Source organism: Kibdelosporangium phytohabitans (genome assembly GCF_001302585.1).
GTDB classification, from domain to species: Bacteria; Actinomycetota; Actinomycetes; order Mycobacteriales; family Pseudonocardiaceae; genus Kibdelosporangium; species Kibdelosporangium phytohabitans.
Window position 1 is genome coordinate 206,866 of the sequence record NZ_CP012752.1, and the last position, 16,461, is coordinate 223,326.

A 16,461-nucleotide genomic window follows, 5' to 3' on the forward strand; every position below is an offset into this window, starting at 1 on the left:
TCAAAATTTTGTCGAGTATATTTTCCCGATGGCATCCTTGCGGGAGCGGAAGAAGGCGGAGACGCGGCAGCGCATCACCGACGTGGCCACGTTGATGTTCGTGGCACGCGGGTTCGACAACGTCTCCATCGCCGAGATCGCCGAGGCCGCGGACGTGTCCAAGGTCACGGTGTTCAACTACTTCCCGCGCAAGGAAGACATCTTCTTCGACCGGGAGCCACAGGCCCAGGAGCTGCTCACCACGGCCGTCCGCGACCGCGAGACGGACGAGTCGCCTGTCCAGGCCGTGCGGCGCCTGTTCATCCGGCAGGCCGAGCAAGGGCACCCGCTCGGCGGGTTCCAGGACCGGTTCGTCGCCTTCTGGCGCACAGTGCTGGACTCCGCCGCCCTGCGGGCGAGGGCACGGGAGGGCATGGATGAACTGACGGCGTGCCTGGCCAAGGCGATCGCCGAGACCAGCGACGACCCGTCGCCGGACGTGACCGCCGCCGTGATCATGGCGACCTTCCGGGCGGTCTTCGCGCGGGGGATCGCCCGCATGTCCGCCGGGAGCACCGCGGCCGAGGTCACGGCCGATCACGTCGCCGCGATCAACCGTGCCTTCGACCGGCTCGCCGGGGGGATTTCCTAGAAGGGCAGCTTGCGGAAGATCGGCCGCGGCACGTGCCGCAGGATCGACATCACGCCACGGAACACCGCTGGCGCCCACACCTGCTCACGCCGCGTCCGCACGGCGTCGACGATGACCTCGGCCACCTGGTCGGCCGTCTGCGACAGCGGCGCGGGCTTCTGGCCCTCGGTCATCTTCGTGCGCACGAAACCGGGACGCACGACCGTGACAGTCACGCCATGCTCCTTCAGCGCATACGTCAGGCCCGTGTAGAACGCGTCGAAACCGGCCTTGGTCGAGCCGTACACGAAGTTCGACCGACGAGCCCGCTCACCGGCGGCGGACGACAACGCGACAAGCGAGCCGTGGCCCTGCTTGCGCAGGCGCTCGGCCAGCGGCACGCCGACGGTCACCGCGGCCACGTAGTTGATCTCGGCGAGCTCACGCGCCACGTCGACGTTCGTCCAGGCTTCCTCCTGGTCACCGAGCACACCGAACGCCAGGACCGTGACGTCGATGTCGCCGTCCGCGAACGCCTTCTCGATCACCTCGGTGTGCGTGTCCGGCTGCCGCGCGTCGAACGGCAACGTCGTGACCGTCGCGCCCAGGTCACGCAGCCGGGCCGCGGCCGCGTCCAGCCGGTCCGAGGGGCGGCCTGCCAGCGTGACCCGCAGCGAAGGGCGGGCACGGGCGTAGCGCTCGGCGACCGCGAGGCCGATCTCGGAGGTGCCGCCGAGCAACAACAGGGACTGTGGGCTGCCAACCGCGTCGATCACGTAAGCCTCAACCTTCTGGCCATGTCGGAGACAAAGATTCCGTTCGGGTCGACCTCGGCGCGCACCTTTCGCCATTCGTCGATCCGCGGGTACATGCGCTCGATTCCCTCCGGCGTCGCCCTGGACTCCTTGGCCAGGTACAACCGCCCGCCTGTGCTCAGCACGAGCTCGTCGAGCCGCGCGCACAGTTCAGCGAGTCCGCGCCGGACCGGCAAGTCGACAGCCAGGGTCCACCCCGGCTGGGGGAACGACAGCGGCGCCCGGTTGCCCGCGCCGAAGCGCTTGAGCACGTTCAGGGCCGACACGTGACCGGTCTCGACCATCAGCTCGACGCTGCGTCTGACCGCGTCCTCGTGGCCGAACGGGATCACGTACTGGTACTGCAGGAAACCGCGCGGTCCGTAGACCCGGTTCCACTCACCGGCGATGTCCAGCGGGTGCAGGAACATCGTGATGTTCTGGATCGCGCCGTGCTTGGTGGGCGACTTGCGGTACCAGAGCTCGCAGAACATCCGCGCGGTCAGCTTGTTCAGCATCCCCGGCGGGAAGACGTTCGGCACCGTCAGCAACTGCGGCGCGTCGAACTTCAGCGGGTTCTTGCGCAGCTTCTTGGGCAGGTCGTCGAGCGTGGCGTGGTTGGCCCTGGTCAGGATGCCCCGGCCGAGGTGCGGGCCGGAGACTGTCGAGTCGAACCACGACACCGACTCCAGGTACTTCTCGTCGTCGACCGACTGCCGGTCCATCAGGTCGGCCAAGTTGTCGATCTGGTCGGTGTCGACCTTGAAGTACGCCGTCTCGACCCGGTTGAGCCTCAGCTTCGCCCGCACGACGACGCCCGTCAGGCCCATCCCGCCCGCAGTGGCCCAGAACAGCTCGTCGTCCTGGGTGAGGGTGTGGACGTTGCCGTCCGCGGTGACCAGGTCCATGGACTCGACGTGCTCGCAGAAGCTGCCTTCCACGTGGTGCGCCTTGCCGTGGATGTCCGCGCCGATCGCGCCGCCGACGCTGACCTGGCGCGTGCCCGGCAGCACCGGCAGCCACAGGCCGAACGGCAGCAACCTGCGCATCAGCGTGTCCAGGCTGACCCCCGCGTCCGTGTCCACGACCGCGGCGTCCGCGTCGATGGAGTGGATGCGGTCGAGGCCGGTCACGTCGATGACCAGGCCGCCCGCGTTCTGCGCCGGGTCGCCGTACGCACGACCGAGGCCGCGGGCGATGACACCGCGCTCGTCGGCAGACCGCAGCGCCTCGATGACTTCGTCGACGGTCCGCGGGACGACGACGCGCGCGGTACTCGGCGCGGTACGCCCCCAGCCGACCAGCGTTCGCAACTCGGGATCCACCCGGCCGAGCCTACCGAGCGCGCACTTCTACACTGCTTGGGGCGCCGAGCAGCAAGGAAATCATGGTGACGGCAGTGGAAGCTGGTTCTCCGACCGACTCACGCAGCGTGGGCCTGCTCACCCAGATCGGCCGGTTCGTCCTGGTCGGCGGGCTGTCCGCGATCGTGGACTACGGCATCTACCAGGGCCTGCTCGCGTTGGGCACGTGGGTGCACCTCGCGAAGGCGATATCCTTCGTCCTCGGTACCACCACCGCCTACCTGCTCAACCGGCGTTGGACCTTCAACGTCTCGGGCGGTGCCGCGCCGGTGGCGAAGTTCATGGTGCTCTACACCGTGACGTTCTTCGTGAACGTCGGTGTGAACGCCCTGATGCTGCAGGTGCTCGGCGACTTCAAGTGGGAACACACCGTGGCGTGGGTGATCGCCCAGGGCACGGCGACAGTGATCAACTTCGTGATGCTGCGGACCGTGGTGTTCAAGCAGTAGAGCCGTCCTGGAGGACTGAGGCGCGATGCCCGGCAAAACCGCACCGGCCCGAGGCAAGACGACCACCCCGCGTGCGCAGGCCAACGGCAGCGCACCGCGACCCGCCCGCCTGGTCACCCAGCGCGCGCTGTTCGGTGGCCCGTCGCCCCTGGTCAGCGACGACCTCTACGCACAGGTGAGCGCCGGCGCGGCCAACCGTTCGCGCGACAGCGTGACCGTCGAGCCGTCGTCGGTTGTGTCGATGAACACGTACTTCGGGCGCTTCCCGGCGAGCTACTGGCAGCGCTGGACCGTCGTGCGCGAGGTGACCGTCGAGCTGGTCGCCGCAGGCGCCGGTCGCGTGACCGTGCACGCCTCGGACTACGAAGGCGAGCCGCGGACCGTGGGCTCGTCTGTCGTGTCAGCGGACGGTCCCGTGACGCTTACCGCCAAGCTCGACCGTTTCATCGACGGCGGCGCGCTGTGGCTGGACATCGAGACCGGTGTGGGCGAGACGCTGACCGTGTCCGAGGTCCGCTGGACCGTCGCGCCCCCCGAGACGCTGCGCCCCACATCCGTGGTCATCTGCACGTGCAACCGCGCCGACGACTGCCTGAACACGCTGGAAGCACTGGCGGCGGACCCGGAGGCGCTGTCGGTCCTCGACACGATCTACGTCGCCGACCAGGGCACGGACACGGTCGACTCCCGGCCCGAGTTCGCCGGCGTGGCCAAGCGGCTCGGCGCGAAGCTGACGTACATCCAGCAGCCCAACCTCGGCGGCGCGGCCGGTTTCACCAGGGGGCTGTTCGAGGCGGCGAAGCAGTCCGACCACGCCAACGTCCTGTTCATGGACGACGACGTGCTGCTGGAGCCGGACATCGCGATCAGGCTGACCGCGTTCGCCAACCGCACGGCGCACCCGGTGATCGTCGGCGGCCAGATGCTGAACCTGTTGCACCCCAACAACTTGCACGTAGGCGCGGAGTACGCGGACCTGGAAGGCCTTGCCGCGGGCCGGGTCTCGGAAGGCGCGCTGACCAACGCCGACCTGCTCGGCACCGACCCGGAGACGGGAAAGCCCAACCGCCAGGAAAGGCGCGTCGAAGCGGGCTACAACGGCTGGTGGTCCTGCCTGATCCCGACCGAGATCGTGCAGGCGGTCGGCTACCCGCTGCCGGTGTTCTTCCAGTGGGACGACGCCGAATACGGCTACCGCGCCAAGGCCGCGGGCTTCGCGACGGTCACGCTGCCCGGCGCGGCCGTGTGGCACGCGGACTTCATGTGGAAGGACTGGGACGACTGGCACAGGTACTTCAACCTGCGTAACTCGATGATCACGGCGGCGCTGCACAGCCCGTTCAACACCAAGCGCGTCGCCCGCGTGATCGCCGCCCAGCTGACCCGGTACCTGCTGTCGATGCAGTATGGCCTCGCCGCGACCATGCTGAAAGCGGTGGAGGACTTCCTCGCGGGCCCGTCGGTCCTGCGCGACGGCGGCGCGGCCGTGGTCGCCGAGATCCGCGCGCTGCGCGCCGAGTACCCGGACACCTTCCGCCACAGCCCAGCGGACGTCCCGGAACTCCGAAACGGAGAACTGCCGCTGATCCCGGCAGGCCCGTCGCCGAGGAACAAGCCGGTGCAGCTGCTCAAGCAGATCACCAACCAGCTGCTGGGCAAGCACTCGCTGGAGCGCGGCGCGGTGAGCCTGGAAGACGCGACCTGGTGGCACGTCTCGAAGTTCGCGAACGTGGCGGTGACGGACGCCTCGCAGGAAGGCGTGCGGCTGCGCACGTACGACCGCGACCTGATGATGCGACTGGGCAAGCGGAGCGCGGCTGTGCTCCGCCGGTTCATCGCCGAGGGCAACGTCGTCCAGCAGCACTACAAGGACGCGATGCCGGAGCTGACCAGCCGCGAGAACTGGGCCCGGCTTTACCGGCTCTGAACTGCCGTGGACGGCGAGCCGCGAGCGGCCGGGGGTTCAGGTCACGCCCTGAACCCCCGGCCGCTTTTGGCCGCACTGCCGTACACGCGGGACAGGGGTGGCAGTTCGTCGAAGTGCGCTGTCGCGATGTGGGCGAAGTTGATGGCCACCGTCGCGCCGTCTTCCAGTTCCGGGGCGTCGACCGCCCCGGATGTCAGCACTGTCGGGAGTCTGCTCGCCAGGTCCTCGGCCGCCGCCGGCGACAGCGCGTACACCAGTGGTTCCCCGCCGCTGGCGAGGTGCAGCACGAGGGCGTTCTTCTTCGGCTCGCTCATGGTTTCAGCTCAGCACCGGGCTTGCCGGTGGGCAACGGTGGTCCGCTCTCAGCGGATCCGCTGTCGGCTGAATGGCTCACCACCAGTGCGATGCCCAGGAGTGCCGCGCCGACGGTTCCGGTTGTGCCGAGCGATTCCTCGAAGAACAGGACAGACAGCACGGTCGCGGTCAGCGGTTCGAGGACTGCTGCCAGTGCCGCGGCGACCGCGCTGGCGCCGCGCAGCGCTGCCAGGTAGCAGCCGTACGCCACCGCTGTCGGGATCGTGCCGAGGAAGGCCGCGGTCAGCAGGACGTCCGTTCGCAGGGGCATCGCCATCCCCAGCGGCAGGGCCAGCGGTAGGAGGACCAGACCACCGAGCAGCAGGCCCAGCGAGATCGTCGGCCCGGCCGGCAGGACCGGATTCCTGTTGATCACGGTGAACGCCGCGAAGCCGCCCGCCGCGACCAGGCACAGTGCGATCCCCAGGACGGTCTCTCCGGGCGTCCTGGTCGACGGTGTGCCCGCGAGCAGTGCCAGCCCGGTGAGCGCAACCGCGATGCTCAGCGTGGTTCGCAGGCTGGGCATCCGCCGGGTTCGCACGGCCGTCAGCACCGCGAGCAGCACGGGCGTGCTGCCGATCGTGACCAGGGTGGCGAGGCTGACCGAAGTCGTGGCGACACCACCGAAGTAGCTCGCCTGGAAGATCGCCAGCAGTGCGCCCGCCGCCACCAGCCTGCGGAGCACGGCGGTGGTGATCTTGACACGCCGGATCTGCCCGGCCAGCGCCGCGGTGGCGATCGCGCCGCCGAGCAGCAGGCGGTACGCCGCGATGGCCAGTGGGTGCAGGCCGGTCAGGTGCTGCAGGAATGCGCCGGCCAGGCCGCCGGTTCCCCAGAGCACACCGGCGAAGATCAGAAACAGCTTGGTGGACAAGGAAAAACGCTCCAACGCAGGAGGAACACGGGACATGTTCTGCTGCGGGGCGATCAGGCGTGTTTCACCGCGCGCGAGCTTGCCGGCCGCGCGTGGGCGAGTGTGCTCCGGCCCCGCCTAGGCGGCGGGCGGCGGAGTTATCGGAAACATGCGATGCACGTCAAGAACGGTAGTAGCGGTGTCAAGCGTCATTGGAGTGAACCTCTTATCAGGCGTCACACTCTAGGTAGATCCACTACGGTGCGTAGTGGGTGATAGTCCGGTCCGGACCGTTGATCAATGCGGCATCCGGAGGAGTGACCAGCGGCAACCGGGTGTGTTTCGTCATTTTCTGACAGGTCACTGCCGGATACTCGACAGTAGGAAGTGCGTGCAGTCCTCTAATTGGCAGGCTGAACCCTCGAACGGCGGATCGACCTGCCGTTGGTTTCGTGCGGAAATTAATTCCTCTCGGGCGCGAATGGTGAAAATTACGACGGGGAGGCGCTTGCAGGCATGGATCTGCGTTATGAGGCGTTCTGTTTCGCGGATCGTTACTTCTACGACGCCGATGGTTACGGAATCGAGACTCTGGAAAGCTGGGTCAGTACGCTTTCCGGTTGCCGTGCCGACTGGCGCCGCTTCGACCGCGGCGATTGGCACGTCTGCCTTCCCGAGGATGTGGACCTGCCGATGCAGGGCTGGAAGGTGCACGTGGCCGCGACCGGGGCCGATGCGGTCGCGGTGCTCGACGTGGTACGGCCGTACTGTGTGTCCGCCCGGATACCGTTCAAATTCTTGCGCTCACCCCGCATTTTCGCGAATCGTAACGCGAAGTATGCCGACCGCGTGGTGAGTGGAAAATTGATCACGATTTACCCAGTCGGAGATAACGATCTGAAACGTGTGCTCGAGGACTTGTCGACCCGGCTCGCCGGGCTGCGCGCACCGCATATACCAGGTGACGTGCGATACCGCGAGGGTCCTCTTTACATTCGTTTTGGTGGATTTGTCGAACGTATGATCACCGACGCGCGCGGCGCGCGCATCCCGGCCTTGCAGCGGCCGGACGGTGAAGTGGTACCCGAACCACCTGGCCTGCCCGAGTGGGTCGAGGTTCCCGCCTTCCTCAAGCCCCACTTCAACGCACAGCAACCACGCGAAGGCGCCCGCTACCAGGTCACCAAGGTCCTGCAGCAGACCAACGCGGGCGGTGTCTACCTCGCCAACCAGCGTTCCGACGGCACGCAGATCGTGCTCAAGGAAGCCAGGCCGTACACCGGGCTCGACCAGGACGGCGCCGACGCCGTGACCCGGCTCGACCGCGAGGCCCGCTCCCTGATCCGGCTCGCCGGGGTGCCGGGCGTGCCCGAACTACACGGCCGCATCTCGGTGGCAGGCAACGAAGTCCTGCTGCTGAGCCCGATGCCCGGCGTCCCGCTCGCGCGCTGGCTGGCCCGCAACTACCCGCTGACCCAACGGGATCAGACCAAGACCGACCGCAGCCGGTACGTCGAACGCGTGCTCGCCCTGCTCGCCAGGGTCGAACGCGTCCTGTCCGACGTGCACCGGCGCGGCCTGGTCCACGGCGACATCAACGACCGCAACATCCTCGTCGACGAGGACGACTCGGTGTCCCTTGTGGACTTCGAGCTGTCGTTCCCCGCCGCCGACCGGCGCAGGCCGAGCGGCGCCACCCCCGGCTTCCGCGCACCCGCCGACCGCAGCGGCTACGAGGTCGACCGGTACGCCTTCGCCGTGCTGCGGCTGTGGATGTTCCTGCCCATGACGACCGTGCTCGACCTGGCGCCGGACAAGCTCGCCGACTTCGTCCGGCAGGTCCGCAAGCGGTTCGACCTGCCGCTGGGCTACCTCGAAGAGGTCCTCGCCGAACTGCGGCCGCGCTCGGCCCGGTCGGCGCGCAGGCGGATCGCGCTGGACCAGCCCGACATCAACTGGACGTCGGTGCGCCGGTCGATCGCCGACGGCGTGCTGGCCAGTGCCACCCCGCACCGCAAGGACCGGCTGTTCCCCGGCGACATCCAGCAGTTCGCCACGGGCGGCACGGGCTTCGGCCACGGCGCGGCCGGTGTGCTGCACGCGTTGGAGTCCTGCGGCTTCGGCCGGTTCCCCGCGCACGAGAAGTGGCTGATCGACGCGGTACGCAGGCAACCGCCCGCCACAGCGGGCTTCTGGGACGGCGCGCACGGCGTGATCCACGTCCTTGACAACTTCGGCTACCACGACGACGCGGACGACCTGATCGACAAGGTCGACCCGCAGCTGACGTCGATCACAGCGCACGGCCTGCGCGGCGGGCTCGCCGGGATCGGCCTCAACCTGCTGCACCTCGCGGCGAACAGGCAGGACGCCGGGCACCTGTGGCACGCGATCGAACTCGGCGACCGGCTGACCACCATGCTGGAGAACCCCGCGCGCGGCCGGGCCGGCCTGATGCACGGCTGGTCCGGCCCGGCGGTGCTGTTCATCAGGCTGTTCGAGCGCACGCGTGACCGCGGCTGGCTGGAGTACGCCGACCTGGCCATCCGCCGTGACCTGATGGAGTGCGCCAGGACGCCGGACGGCTCGCTGCAGGTCCGCGACCGGCAGAACACGTTGCCGTACCTGGAAGTCGGCAGTGCCGGGATCGCGATCGCGATGGAGGAACTGCTGACCACGTGGCCCGGCGCTTCGGTGGCGAGCGAACTGCCGAAGCTCAGGCGCGCGCTGCTGGCCGAGTTCGTGATCCAGCCGGGGCTGATGCTCGGCCGGGCCGGGCTGATCGGCGCGCTGGCCGTCGGCCTGCGGCGCGATCCGGACCCGCTCGCCGCGCGGGCCCTCGACCAGCACCTCGAATGGCTCGCGCAGCACGCTGTCGCGTACCAGGGCCATGTGGCGTTCCCCGGTACGCACCTGTTCCGGTTGTCCATGGACGTCGCCACGGGCAGTGCGGGGGTGCTGCTTGCCCTCGCGTCCGCTATGGACGGTGTGCAGTTGTTGCCTTTTCTGAACGACGACAACTCGCTGTCCGTGTTCGACGACCATCGCTCCGCGACGGCGGGTTTGGTCGCCGGAAGCCGGTCATTGCCGCCACGCCCCACGCAACCGACATCTTCGCGGTGATCCGCCCCGGGTGGCCGGGGCGATGTCGGGCGCGGTGCGTGACGCGGACGACCAGCGTCAGTAGCGGAAGAAGTGTTCGCGTTGGCCCTGGCGGACGAGCTTGAGCCACTGCAGGAACGCCTTGGGGTCCTTGCGGACGGTCAGGAAGTACAGGCCGAACCGCAGGACCTCGAGCGCGCCGATCTTGCGCATTCCCGGACGCGACAACAGGTATCCGCGGTTGCGGTACGTGTAGTAGCGCTTGACCTCGTTGTCCGGGTCCTGCGCGTGGAACCGGCCGCCGAGCATCGGCTTGAACTCGTCCGAGCCGTCCGGGTGCAGGTAGGTCGCGCGCAGCGACGTGCCGAACGGCAGGCCGGAACGCACCAGCCTGCGGTGCACCTCGACCTCGTCGCCGCGGACGAACAAGCGGTAGTCCGGCACACCGACGACGTCCAAAGTGGACGCGCGGAACAGCGCGCCGTTGAACAGCGACGCGATGCCGGGCAGGAAGTCCGTGCCGAGCTCGGACGTCTGGCGCTTCCACGTCAGGCCGCGGCGCAACGGGAACGCCAGCGTCTCGGGGGTGTCGATGTTCGCCACGATCGGGGAGATCTCCGCGAGGCCGCGCTTCCTGGCCTCGCCGAGCAGGATCTCCAGCACGTTCTCGTCGGCCGGGCGGCCGTCGTCGTCGGCCAGCCAGACCCAGTCGGCGCCCATCGCGAGCGCGTGCAGGATGCCGAGCGCGAACCCGCCCGCGCCACCGAGGTTGCGGTGCGACGCGAGGTAGGTCGACGGGATGGCGGCGGCCTTGACGAGGTCCTCGACCGGCTGGTCCGGCCCGTTGTCGACCACGATGAGGTGGTCCGGCGGGCGGGTCTGCGCACCGAGGATCTTCAACGAGTCGACCAGCAGCTCACGCCGGTGCCGCGTCACCACGACGGCGACGATGGAGTCGGGACCCAGTGCTGCGGTGCTCATCAGCTGTCGCCTCCAGCGGTAACGCCGAGGCGCTCGAGCATCTCGGGGCTCAGGTTCTCGTACGGGTCACGGCCCTTGTAAGCGGTGAGGACCTCGCGCAGGGTGCCCTGCATCTTCATCCGGCCGCTGTCCATCCAGATCGCCGAATCGCACAGCTCCATCAGCAGGTCGTCGGAGTGCGACGCGAACACGAGCAGGCCGGAGCGCTTCACCAGGTCGGTGAGCCGGTCGCGGGCCTTGTCCATGAACGCCGCGTCCACCGCGCCGATGCCCTCGTCCAGGATCAGGATCTCCGGGTCGATCGAGGTCACGATGCCCAGCGCGAGCCGCACGCGCATACCGGTCGAGTACGCCCGCAGCGGCATCTGCAGGAAGTCGCCGAGTTCGCTGAACTCGGCGATGTCGTCGATCTTCGACTCCATCTGCTTGCGGCTCATGCCCAGGAACAGGCCCCGGATCATGATGTTCTCGATGCCGGAGATCTCCGGGTCGAGGCCGACGCCGAGGTCGAAGACCGGCGCGATCTTGCCGACGATCTTGGAGCCGCCGGTGATCGGCTCGTAGATCCCCGCCAGCAGCCGCAGCAGGGTGGACTTGCCCGCGCCGTTGTGGCCGACGAGCGCGACGCGGTCGCCGTCCTTGAGCGAGAGGGTGATGTCCTTGAGGGCCTCGATCACCGGGATCCGGCTTTCGGTGCCGATCGTGCCGCCGACCTTGCCGAGCACCGCTTTCTTCAGCGAGCGGCTCTTGGCGTCGAAGATCGGGAAGTCGACCGAGGCGTTCCAGACGTCGATGCTGACCATGTGCTGTCCTGCCTCACTCAGACCCAGTAGGGGACGCGTGCGCGGTAGTTGCGCATCGCCACAAGTGCCAAGAACCAGCCGACCACTGTGATGCCACCGACGATCGCCCAGTGGTGCCAGCTCTGCGCGTTGCCGATCAGCGGCGCCCGCAGGATCTGGATGAAGTGGTAGAAGGGGTTGACCTCGATGATGATCGACCGCCAGCTGCTGCCGCCGCTCGCGATCTTGTTGAGCAGGTCGGTGGTCCACACGATCGGCGTGCCGAAGAACGCCAGGTTGGTCAGCGCGGTGATGACCTGCGGGATGTCGCGGTAGCGGGTGGAGATGACGCCGAACAGCAACGCCACCCACACGCCGTTCAGCGCGATCAGGAAGAACGCCGGGACCGCCAGCACGATGGTCCAGTCCAGGCCCGGCTGCCCCGGGCCCGCTTCGGTGATCTTGTAGCCCGTGGTGCTCAGGTCGCCGAAGAAGATCACCAGGATCACCGCGTAGACCAGCAGGTTGTGCGCCATCATCAGGGTCAGGCGCCACACCGTGCGCAACGCGTACACCGTCAGCGGCGCGGGCAGGTGCTTGATCAGGCCCTCGTTGGCGATGAAGGTCTCGGTGCCCTCGGTCACGCAGCCGAGCATGAAGTTCCAGACGATGAACCCGACGGTCAGATACGGCAGGAACGTGCCGATGTTCGCCTGGAACAGCGTCGAGTACAGCAGGCCGAGACCGATGGCGGTGACCGCCATGCTCAGGGTGATCCACAGCGGGCCGATCACCGAGCGGCGGTAGCGCTGCTTGATGTCCTGCCAGCCGAGGTGACCCCACAGGTCACGTTGGTGGAACCCCTCGCGGATGTCCTGCCACGCCCGGCCGAAGGTCCGGCTGGGGTTGTCGAGAGGCTTTTCTGCCGCCGTCATCGGTCGGTCGATCGTGCTCGTCGCTTGCACGGTTGTTGAGAGTACCGACGACCATTCACCCCTTCGGTGACCGGTCGGTCACCGAGCTGACGAACACCTGTGGCGCGCATGGAAACGCATGGTATGTCCGTTACGCGTGGGGCAGCAGCGCCGGGCATCCGCCGCGGTAGTCCGGGTTGTACTCGAAGTGCCATGGTTCGTTCTCATATCGCCTGCACCAGCCGTGTTTCCCGGCCGAACGCTCCACCCAGCCCGCGGCCGACAGCGGCTGGATGTCGACCGCGATGCCTTTCACGTGCATCGACTCGTCGGGCGGCAGGGCGTATTTGCGAGCCAGCTCACGTGTTCCGAAGCGTTTGACGTAGTCGTCGAACTGGGCCTGCTGCTGGCGCGAGCTGCGTTTGCCGTCCTGCAGGCACATCGTGATGTTCTGCTTCTTGGCCTCGGCCTTGAGTTGCTGGAACCCCGCCAGCACGTCGTCGCGCAAGCCGGTGGGCTGCTCGTCGACGTAGCGCTTGTCGGTCGGGCACGTCGAGCCGGTTTCCGGCCCGACGACCCCGTTGATGTCGTATGTCGCCTGGCCGCTGGTCCGCTCGTATCCGATCACCTTGAAGCTCCACAGCCCGAAGAGTGATCCGGCGAACACGATGAGAACACCTGCGACCAGGACGGTTCTGATCCATCCCGGCACACTCCGAAGACGCGCAGCGCCCCCGCGGAGTTGCTTCTCAGAGATACTGCCCACGTGTCGCGTCGTGCGGTTGCTGCTGCTCACCGAGGCCAGGCGGCAACGCGCCGCGGCGCATCTGCTCCAGCTGCACGCGTGCGGACATCTGCTGGGCGAACAGCGCGGTCTGGATGCCCGCGAACAGGCCTTCCAGCCAGCCGACCAGCTGGGCCTGCGCGATCCGCAGCTCGGCGTCGGACGGGACGCTGCCGTCGGTGAACGGCAGGGTGAGCCGGTTCAGCTCGTCGCGCAGCTCGGGCGCGAGGCCCTCCTCGAGCTCCTTGATCGACGACTGGTGGATCTCCTTGAGCCTGGTCCGGCTGGCCTCGTCGAGCGGAGCCGCCCTGACCTCCTCGAGCAGCTGCTTGATCATGGTGCCGATCCGCATCACCTTCGCGGGCTGCTCGACCATGTCGCCGATGGTCTCCGCACTCGCCTCGCCCTGCTCGGAGCCGTCGGGGATGCGGGCGGCGCCGAGCGGCTGACCGTCCGGACCCACCACGACCACGTGGTGCGCGTCGTCTTTGCCGTTCTGTCCTGGCTCGCTCATCTGTTCCATCCTGACCGGCTCATCGAAGCTCTCGTGTCCCCCGGAAGACTCATACCCGAGGGTAGCGGTCGCGACACTTGGCCCGGTCCGTACGGTGTGGCCATGGCGTTCGACGTCGCTCGGATCCGTGGGCTGTTCCCCGCGTTGGGGGACGGCTGGATCCACCTGGACGCATCGGCCGGCATGCAGGTGCCCGAACAGGTGGCCATGGCGGTCGCCACAGCCATGCGCGCACCCGTGTCCGGCCCAGGTGGCGCCTTCCCGGCGTCGCAACGGGCCGAGGCCATCGTGGACGCCGCCCGCAGGGCGGTCGCCGACCTCGTCGGGGGTGACCCCGCCGGAGTGGTTCTCGGCCCGAACGTGCCCGTACTGCTGCAACGGCTGGCCGAGGCGATCGGCAGCGGCTGGCTGATCGGCGACGAGGTGGCGGTGTCCCGGCTCGACCACCAGGCCAACATCGCCCCGTGGCTGCGCGCGGCGCAGCGGCCGGGCGCGGCCATCCGGTGGGGCGAGATCGACATCGAGACCTGCGAGCTGCCCGCGTGGCAGTACGAGAGCCTCATGTCCCGCCGCACGAAGGTGGTCGCGGTCACGGCGGCCTCCGGCGCGGTCGGCACGAGACCGGACCTCCGCAAGATCGCCGACATCGCGCACAGCGTCGGCGCGCTGCTCGTGGTCGACGCCTCGGCAGCGGCCCCGTACATGCCGCTGGACATGGCGGCGATGGGCGCGGACATCATCGCGGTGTCCGCGTCGGCGTGGGGCGGGCCGGCGGTCGGCGCGCTCGTGTTCGCCGACCCGGAACTGCTCGACCGCCTGCCGGTGAGCTCACTGGACCCGAGCACGCGGGGGCCTGAGCGCCTCGAGCTGGGCACGCACGCGTACCCGCTGCTCGCCGGCGTGGTCGCGTCGGTGGACTACCTGGCGATGCTGGACGACGCCGCGACCGGGACCAGGCGTGAGCGCCTGCACACCTCGATGGGCTCGGCCAAGAGCTACCTGGCCGGACTGCTGGCCAAGCTGATCTCGGAGCTGCGGGCGATCCGCAACGTGATGGTGATCGGCGACGCGATGCGCAGGATCCCGGTACTGGCCTTCACGATCGGCGACATGAAAGCCGCCGACGCGATCGTGGCGCTGGCCGACCGCGGTATCTGCGCGTTCGCCGACGACGTGCCCAGCGGCGTCTTCTCGGCGCTGGGGGTGAGCGAGGTGGGCGGCGCGGTCCGTGTGGGCCTCGCGCATTACACGACCTCAAGCGAGGTCGACCAACTGGTGGACGCCGTCGCCGACCTGCGCCGTTAGCCCGCGCCGTGAAGGCCGCCCTCCCGGCAACAGATGCCGATGGGACGACCTTCACGGCGAACTGTCACGGGGTGAGGACGATCTTGCCGAACACCTCGCCGCCGCTCTCCAACGCGGTGTGCGCGCCGGACGCGTCCCGCATCGGCCGGACCTCGTGCACGATCGGCTTGACCTTGCCTTCGGCGATCAACGGCCACAGGCCCTCGCGGACACCGGCGACCACCTCGGCCTTGCTGCCCTTCCCGGTCACCGGACGGCCACGCAGGCCAAGCGCGGCAACGCTTCCGCGCTTGGGCAGCAGCTTGGCGAAGTCGATCTCCGCCTTCCGTCCACCTTGGAATCCGATCACCATCAGCCTGCCGTCGCCGGCGAGCGCCCGGATGTTCCTGTCCAGATAGGACGCTCCCATGTTGTCGAGTATCACGTCCGCGCCGCGCTTGCCCAGCACTTCGACGAAGTCCTGGGTCTTGTAGTTGATCGTGACGTCGGCGCCGAGCTGCGTGCAGCGGGCGAGGCGTTCGTCGGATCCCGCGGTGACCGCGACTGTCGCGCCGAGTGCCTTGCCGACCTGGATCGCGTGGGTTCCGATGCCGCCCGCGCCGCCGTGCACCAGCAGGATCTCGCCCGATCGCAGTCCGGCGTGCTGGACGATGTTGGACCAGACCGTGCACGCGACCTCGGGCAGCGAGGCCGCGGTCACCAGGTCGACCCCCTGGGGCAACGGAAGGACCTGCGCGGCGGGCACCGCGACGCGCTGGGCGTAGCCACCGCCCGCGAGCAGCGCGCAGACCTCGTCGCCGATCTGCCAGTCCGCCACGCCTTCGCCGAGCGCGGCGATCGTGCCGGAGCACTCCAGGCCGATGATGTTCGGCGCGCCCGGTGGCGGCGGGTACAAACCCTGGCGCTGCAACAGGTCCGCCCGGTTCACGGCACTCGCCGCGACCTCGACCAGCACCTCGCCCGGCCCTGCCTGCGGGTCCGGCACCTCGGTCCATTCCAGTACGTCAGGTCCACCCGGCTCGCGGGCCACGATTGCATACACATCTCCACGGTAAACCGGTCGCCGGGATGAATACGCTCGGGGCATGGATCCATGGCCGCTCCGCAACCTCGTCCTGCGCACACCTCGCCTGGAGCTGCGCCCCGACGACGACGCGGGCCTGTTCGAGCTCGTCGAGGTGGCCAAGCGCGGTATCCACGAGCCGGACCGGATGCCGTTCGGCGTGCCGTGGACCGACCGGCACCCGAGGGAATGGGCCCAGTACTACTGGATGATGCGCGCCACGCTCAGCCCCGCCGACTGGACCGTCAACTTCCTGACCAGAGTGGACGGCCGGGTGATCGGCATGCAAGGCGCCGCCGGCAAGGACTTCGCGATCACACGTGAGGTGCACACCGGTTCGTGGCTGGGCCGGGAGTTCCAAGGCAAGGGGTACGGCACCGAGATGCGCGCCGCCGTGGTCATGTTCGCCTTCGACCACCTGGGCGCCGAGCTGCTGACTTCGGGTGCGCTCAGTGACAACCAGGCCTCACACAACGTGAGCAGGAAACTCGGTTACCGGCAAGACGGCACGAACCGCATCGCTATCAGGGGAAACGTTGGCGTCAACGTCCGGCTCGCGCTGACGCGGGAGCGGTTCGTCCGTCCCGAGTGGTCGGTCGAGGTCGATGGGCTGGACGGATGTCGTGCCTTGCTCGGTTTGGACCCGTCCGCGAGCTGAATAATGC

At 68.4% G+C, this 16,461-nt stretch carries 16 protein-coding genes; 6 read left to right on the forward strand and 10 right to left on the reverse strand.

The window, feature by feature from the left end; all coding sequences use genetic code 11:
* Positions 1–28: 28 nt before the first annotated feature.
* On the forward strand, positions 29–631 hold the full coding sequence (locus AOZ06_RS00965; RefSeq protein ID WP_054287669.1) for a TetR/AcrR family transcriptional regulator: 603 nt from the start codon (positions 29–31) through the stop codon (positions 629–631).
* Here AOZ06_RS00965 and AOZ06_RS00970 read toward each other — a convergent pair.
* Both AOZ06_RS00970 and AOZ06_RS00975 read right to left on the reverse strand, forming a co-directional pair.
* Positions 628–1,386 (reverse strand): decaprenylphospho-beta-D-erythro-pentofuranosid-2-ulose 2-reductase, encoded by a 759-nt coding sequence (locus tag AOZ06_RS00970; RefSeq protein WP_054287670.1) that lies wholly within the window; start codon positions 1,384–1,386, stop codon positions 628–630. The two genes, AOZ06_RS00965 and AOZ06_RS00970, sit on opposite strands and share 4 nt — an antisense overlap.
* A complete protein-coding gene (locus tag AOZ06_RS00975; protein ID WP_054287671.1) occupies positions 1,383–2,729 on the reverse strand; it encodes an FAD-binding oxidoreductase in 1,347 nt (448 codons plus the stop codon). Before AOZ06_RS00975 ends, AOZ06_RS00970 begins: the two co-directional genes overlap by 4 nt.
* A gap of 62 nt (positions 2,730–2,791) precedes the next feature.
* On the opposite strand from AOZ06_RS00975, the gene AOZ06_RS00980 reads away from it, so the two are divergent.
* Both AOZ06_RS00980 and AOZ06_RS00985 read left to right on the forward strand, forming a co-directional pair.
* Positions 2,792–3,217: a GtrA family protein gene (locus AOZ06_RS00980; protein WP_054287672.1), complete on the forward strand. Its 426-nt coding sequence runs from the start codon at positions 2,792–2,794 to the stop codon at positions 3,215–3,217.
* 25 nt (positions 3,218–3,242) lie between these two features.
* A complete protein-coding gene (locus tag AOZ06_RS00985; RefSeq protein ID WP_054287673.1) occupies positions 3,243–5,144 on the forward strand; it encodes a glycosyltransferase in 1,902 nt (633 codons plus the stop codon).
* A gap of 41 nt (positions 5,145–5,185) precedes the next feature.
* Here the strand turns inward: AOZ06_RS00985 and AOZ06_RS00990 are convergent, their stop codons facing one another.
* Entirely contained in the window at positions 5,186–5,458 is a 273-nt protein-coding gene (locus AOZ06_RS00990; RefSeq protein WP_054287674.1) for a hypothetical protein, read from the reverse strand.
* On the reverse strand, positions 5,455–6,372 hold the full coding sequence (locus AOZ06_RS00995; protein WP_063809933.1) for a DMT family transporter: 918 nt from the start codon (positions 6,370–6,372) through the stop codon (positions 5,455–5,457). Before AOZ06_RS00995 ends, AOZ06_RS00990 begins: the two co-directional genes overlap by 4 nt.
* Before the next feature lie 495 nt (positions 6,373–6,867).
* Here AOZ06_RS00995 and lanKC point away from each other — a divergent pair, with 495 nt between their 5' ends.
* On the forward strand, positions 6,868–9,474 hold the full coding sequence (gene lanKC, locus AOZ06_RS01000) for a class III lanthionine synthetase LanKC (RefSeq protein ID WP_063809934.1): 2,607 nt from the start codon (positions 6,868–6,870) through the stop codon (positions 9,472–9,474).
* A gap of 57 nt (positions 9,475–9,531) precedes the next feature.
* Here the strand turns inward: lanKC and glfT1 are convergent, their stop codons facing one another.
* The 5 genes from glfT1 to AOZ06_RS01025 all read right to left on the reverse strand — a co-directional run bounded on the left by glfT1 (position 9,532) and on the right by AOZ06_RS01025 (position 13,428).
* Positions 9,532–10,434 (reverse strand): galactofuranosyltransferase GlfT1, encoded by a 903-nt coding sequence (gene glfT1, locus AOZ06_RS01005; RefSeq protein ID WP_054287675.1) that lies wholly within the window; start codon positions 10,432–10,434, stop codon positions 9,532–9,534.
* Complete coding sequence (wzt, locus tag AOZ06_RS01010) at positions 10,434–11,237, reverse strand: galactan export ABC transporter ATP-binding subunit Wzt/RfbE (protein WP_054287676.1); 804 nt, start codon at positions 11,235–11,237, stop codon at positions 10,434–10,436. The genes glfT1 and wzt overlap by 1 nt, the downstream gene beginning before the upstream one ends.
* Before the next feature lie 17 nt (positions 11,238–11,254).
* Complete coding sequence (gene wzm, locus AOZ06_RS01015) at positions 11,255–12,151, reverse strand: galactan export ABC transporter permease subunit Wzm/RfbD (RefSeq protein WP_054296328.1); 897 nt, start codon at positions 12,149–12,151, stop codon at positions 11,255–11,257.
* A 130-nt stretch (positions 12,152–12,281) separates the two neighbouring features.
* Positions 12,282–12,797, reverse strand: coding sequence for a D-alanyl-D-alanine carboxypeptidase family protein (locus AOZ06_RS01020; RefSeq protein ID WP_236952028.1), 516 nt, complete (start codon positions 12,795–12,797; stop codon positions 12,282–12,284).
* 82 nt (positions 12,798–12,879) lie between these two features.
* Positions 12,880–13,428: a bacterial proteasome activator family protein gene (locus tag AOZ06_RS01025; protein ID WP_054296329.1), complete on the reverse strand. Its 549-nt coding sequence runs from the start codon at positions 13,426–13,428 to the stop codon at positions 12,880–12,882.
* Between the two features lie 102 nt (positions 13,429–13,530).
* Here AOZ06_RS01025 and AOZ06_RS01030 point away from each other — a divergent pair, with 102 nt between their 5' ends.
* Positions 13,531–14,733 (forward strand): cysteine desulfurase-like protein, encoded by a 1,203-nt coding sequence (locus tag AOZ06_RS01030; RefSeq protein WP_054287678.1) that lies wholly within the window; start codon positions 13,531–13,533, stop codon positions 14,731–14,733.
* A 64-nt stretch (positions 14,734–14,797) separates the two neighbouring features.
* Here the strand turns inward: AOZ06_RS01030 and AOZ06_RS01035 are convergent, their stop codons facing one another.
* Positions 14,798–15,775: an NAD(P)H-quinone oxidoreductase gene (locus AOZ06_RS01035; protein WP_054287679.1), complete on the reverse strand. Its 978-nt coding sequence runs from the start codon at positions 15,773–15,775 to the stop codon at positions 14,798–14,800.
* A gap of 43 nt (positions 15,776–15,818) precedes the next feature.
* Between AOZ06_RS01035 and AOZ06_RS01040 the strand changes: the two genes are divergently transcribed.
* Positions 15,819–16,454: a GNAT family N-acetyltransferase gene (locus AOZ06_RS01040; protein ID WP_054287680.1), complete on the forward strand. Its 636-nt coding sequence runs from the start codon at positions 15,819–15,821 to the stop codon at positions 16,452–16,454.
* The last annotated feature ends 7 nt before the right edge of the window (positions 16,455–16,461 follow it).

Bases quoted from the DNA above. Each gene is read 5' to 3' on its own strand.
- AOZ06_RS00990 (WP_054287674.1), bottom strand. From the start codon at position 5,458: ATGAGCGAGCCGAAGAAGAACGCCCTCGTGCTGCACCTCGCCAGCGGC.
- AOZ06_RS01025 (WP_054296329.1), bottom strand. From the start codon at position 13,428: ATGAGCGAGCCAGGACAGAACGGCAAAGACGACGCGCACCACGTGGTC.
- AOZ06_RS01030 (WP_054287678.1), top strand. From the start codon at position 13,531: ATGGCGTTCGACGTCGCTCGGATCCGTGGGCTGTTCCCCGCGTTGGGG.
- lanKC (WP_063809934.1), top strand. From the start codon at position 6,868: ATGGATCTGCGTTATGAGGCGTTCTGTTTCGCGGATCGTTACTTCTAC.
- AOZ06_RS00965 (WP_054287669.1), top strand. From the start codon at position 29: ATGGCATCCTTGCGGGAGCGGAAGAAGGCGGAGACGCGGCAGCGCATC.
- AOZ06_RS01040 (WP_054287680.1), top strand. From the start codon at position 15,819: ATGGATCCATGGCCGCTCCGCAACCTCGTCCTGCGCACACCTCGCCTG.
- glfT1 (WP_054287675.1), bottom strand. From the start codon at position 10,434: ATGAGCACCGCAGCACTGGGTCCCGACTCCATCGTCGCCGTCGTGGTG.
- AOZ06_RS00985 (WP_054287673.1), top strand. From the start codon at position 3,243: ATGCCCGGCAAAACCGCACCGGCCCGAGGCAAGACGACCACCCCGCGT.
- wzt (WP_054287676.1), bottom strand. From the start codon at position 11,237: ATGGTCAGCATCGACGTCTGGAACGCCTCGGTCGACTTCCCGATCTTC.
- wzm (WP_054296328.1), bottom strand. From the start codon at position 12,151: ATGACGGCGGCAGAAAAGCCTCTCGACAACCCCAGCCGGACCTTCGGC.
- AOZ06_RS00980 (WP_054287672.1), top strand. From the start codon at position 2,792: ATGGTGACGGCAGTGGAAGCTGGTTCTCCGACCGACTCACGCAGCGTG.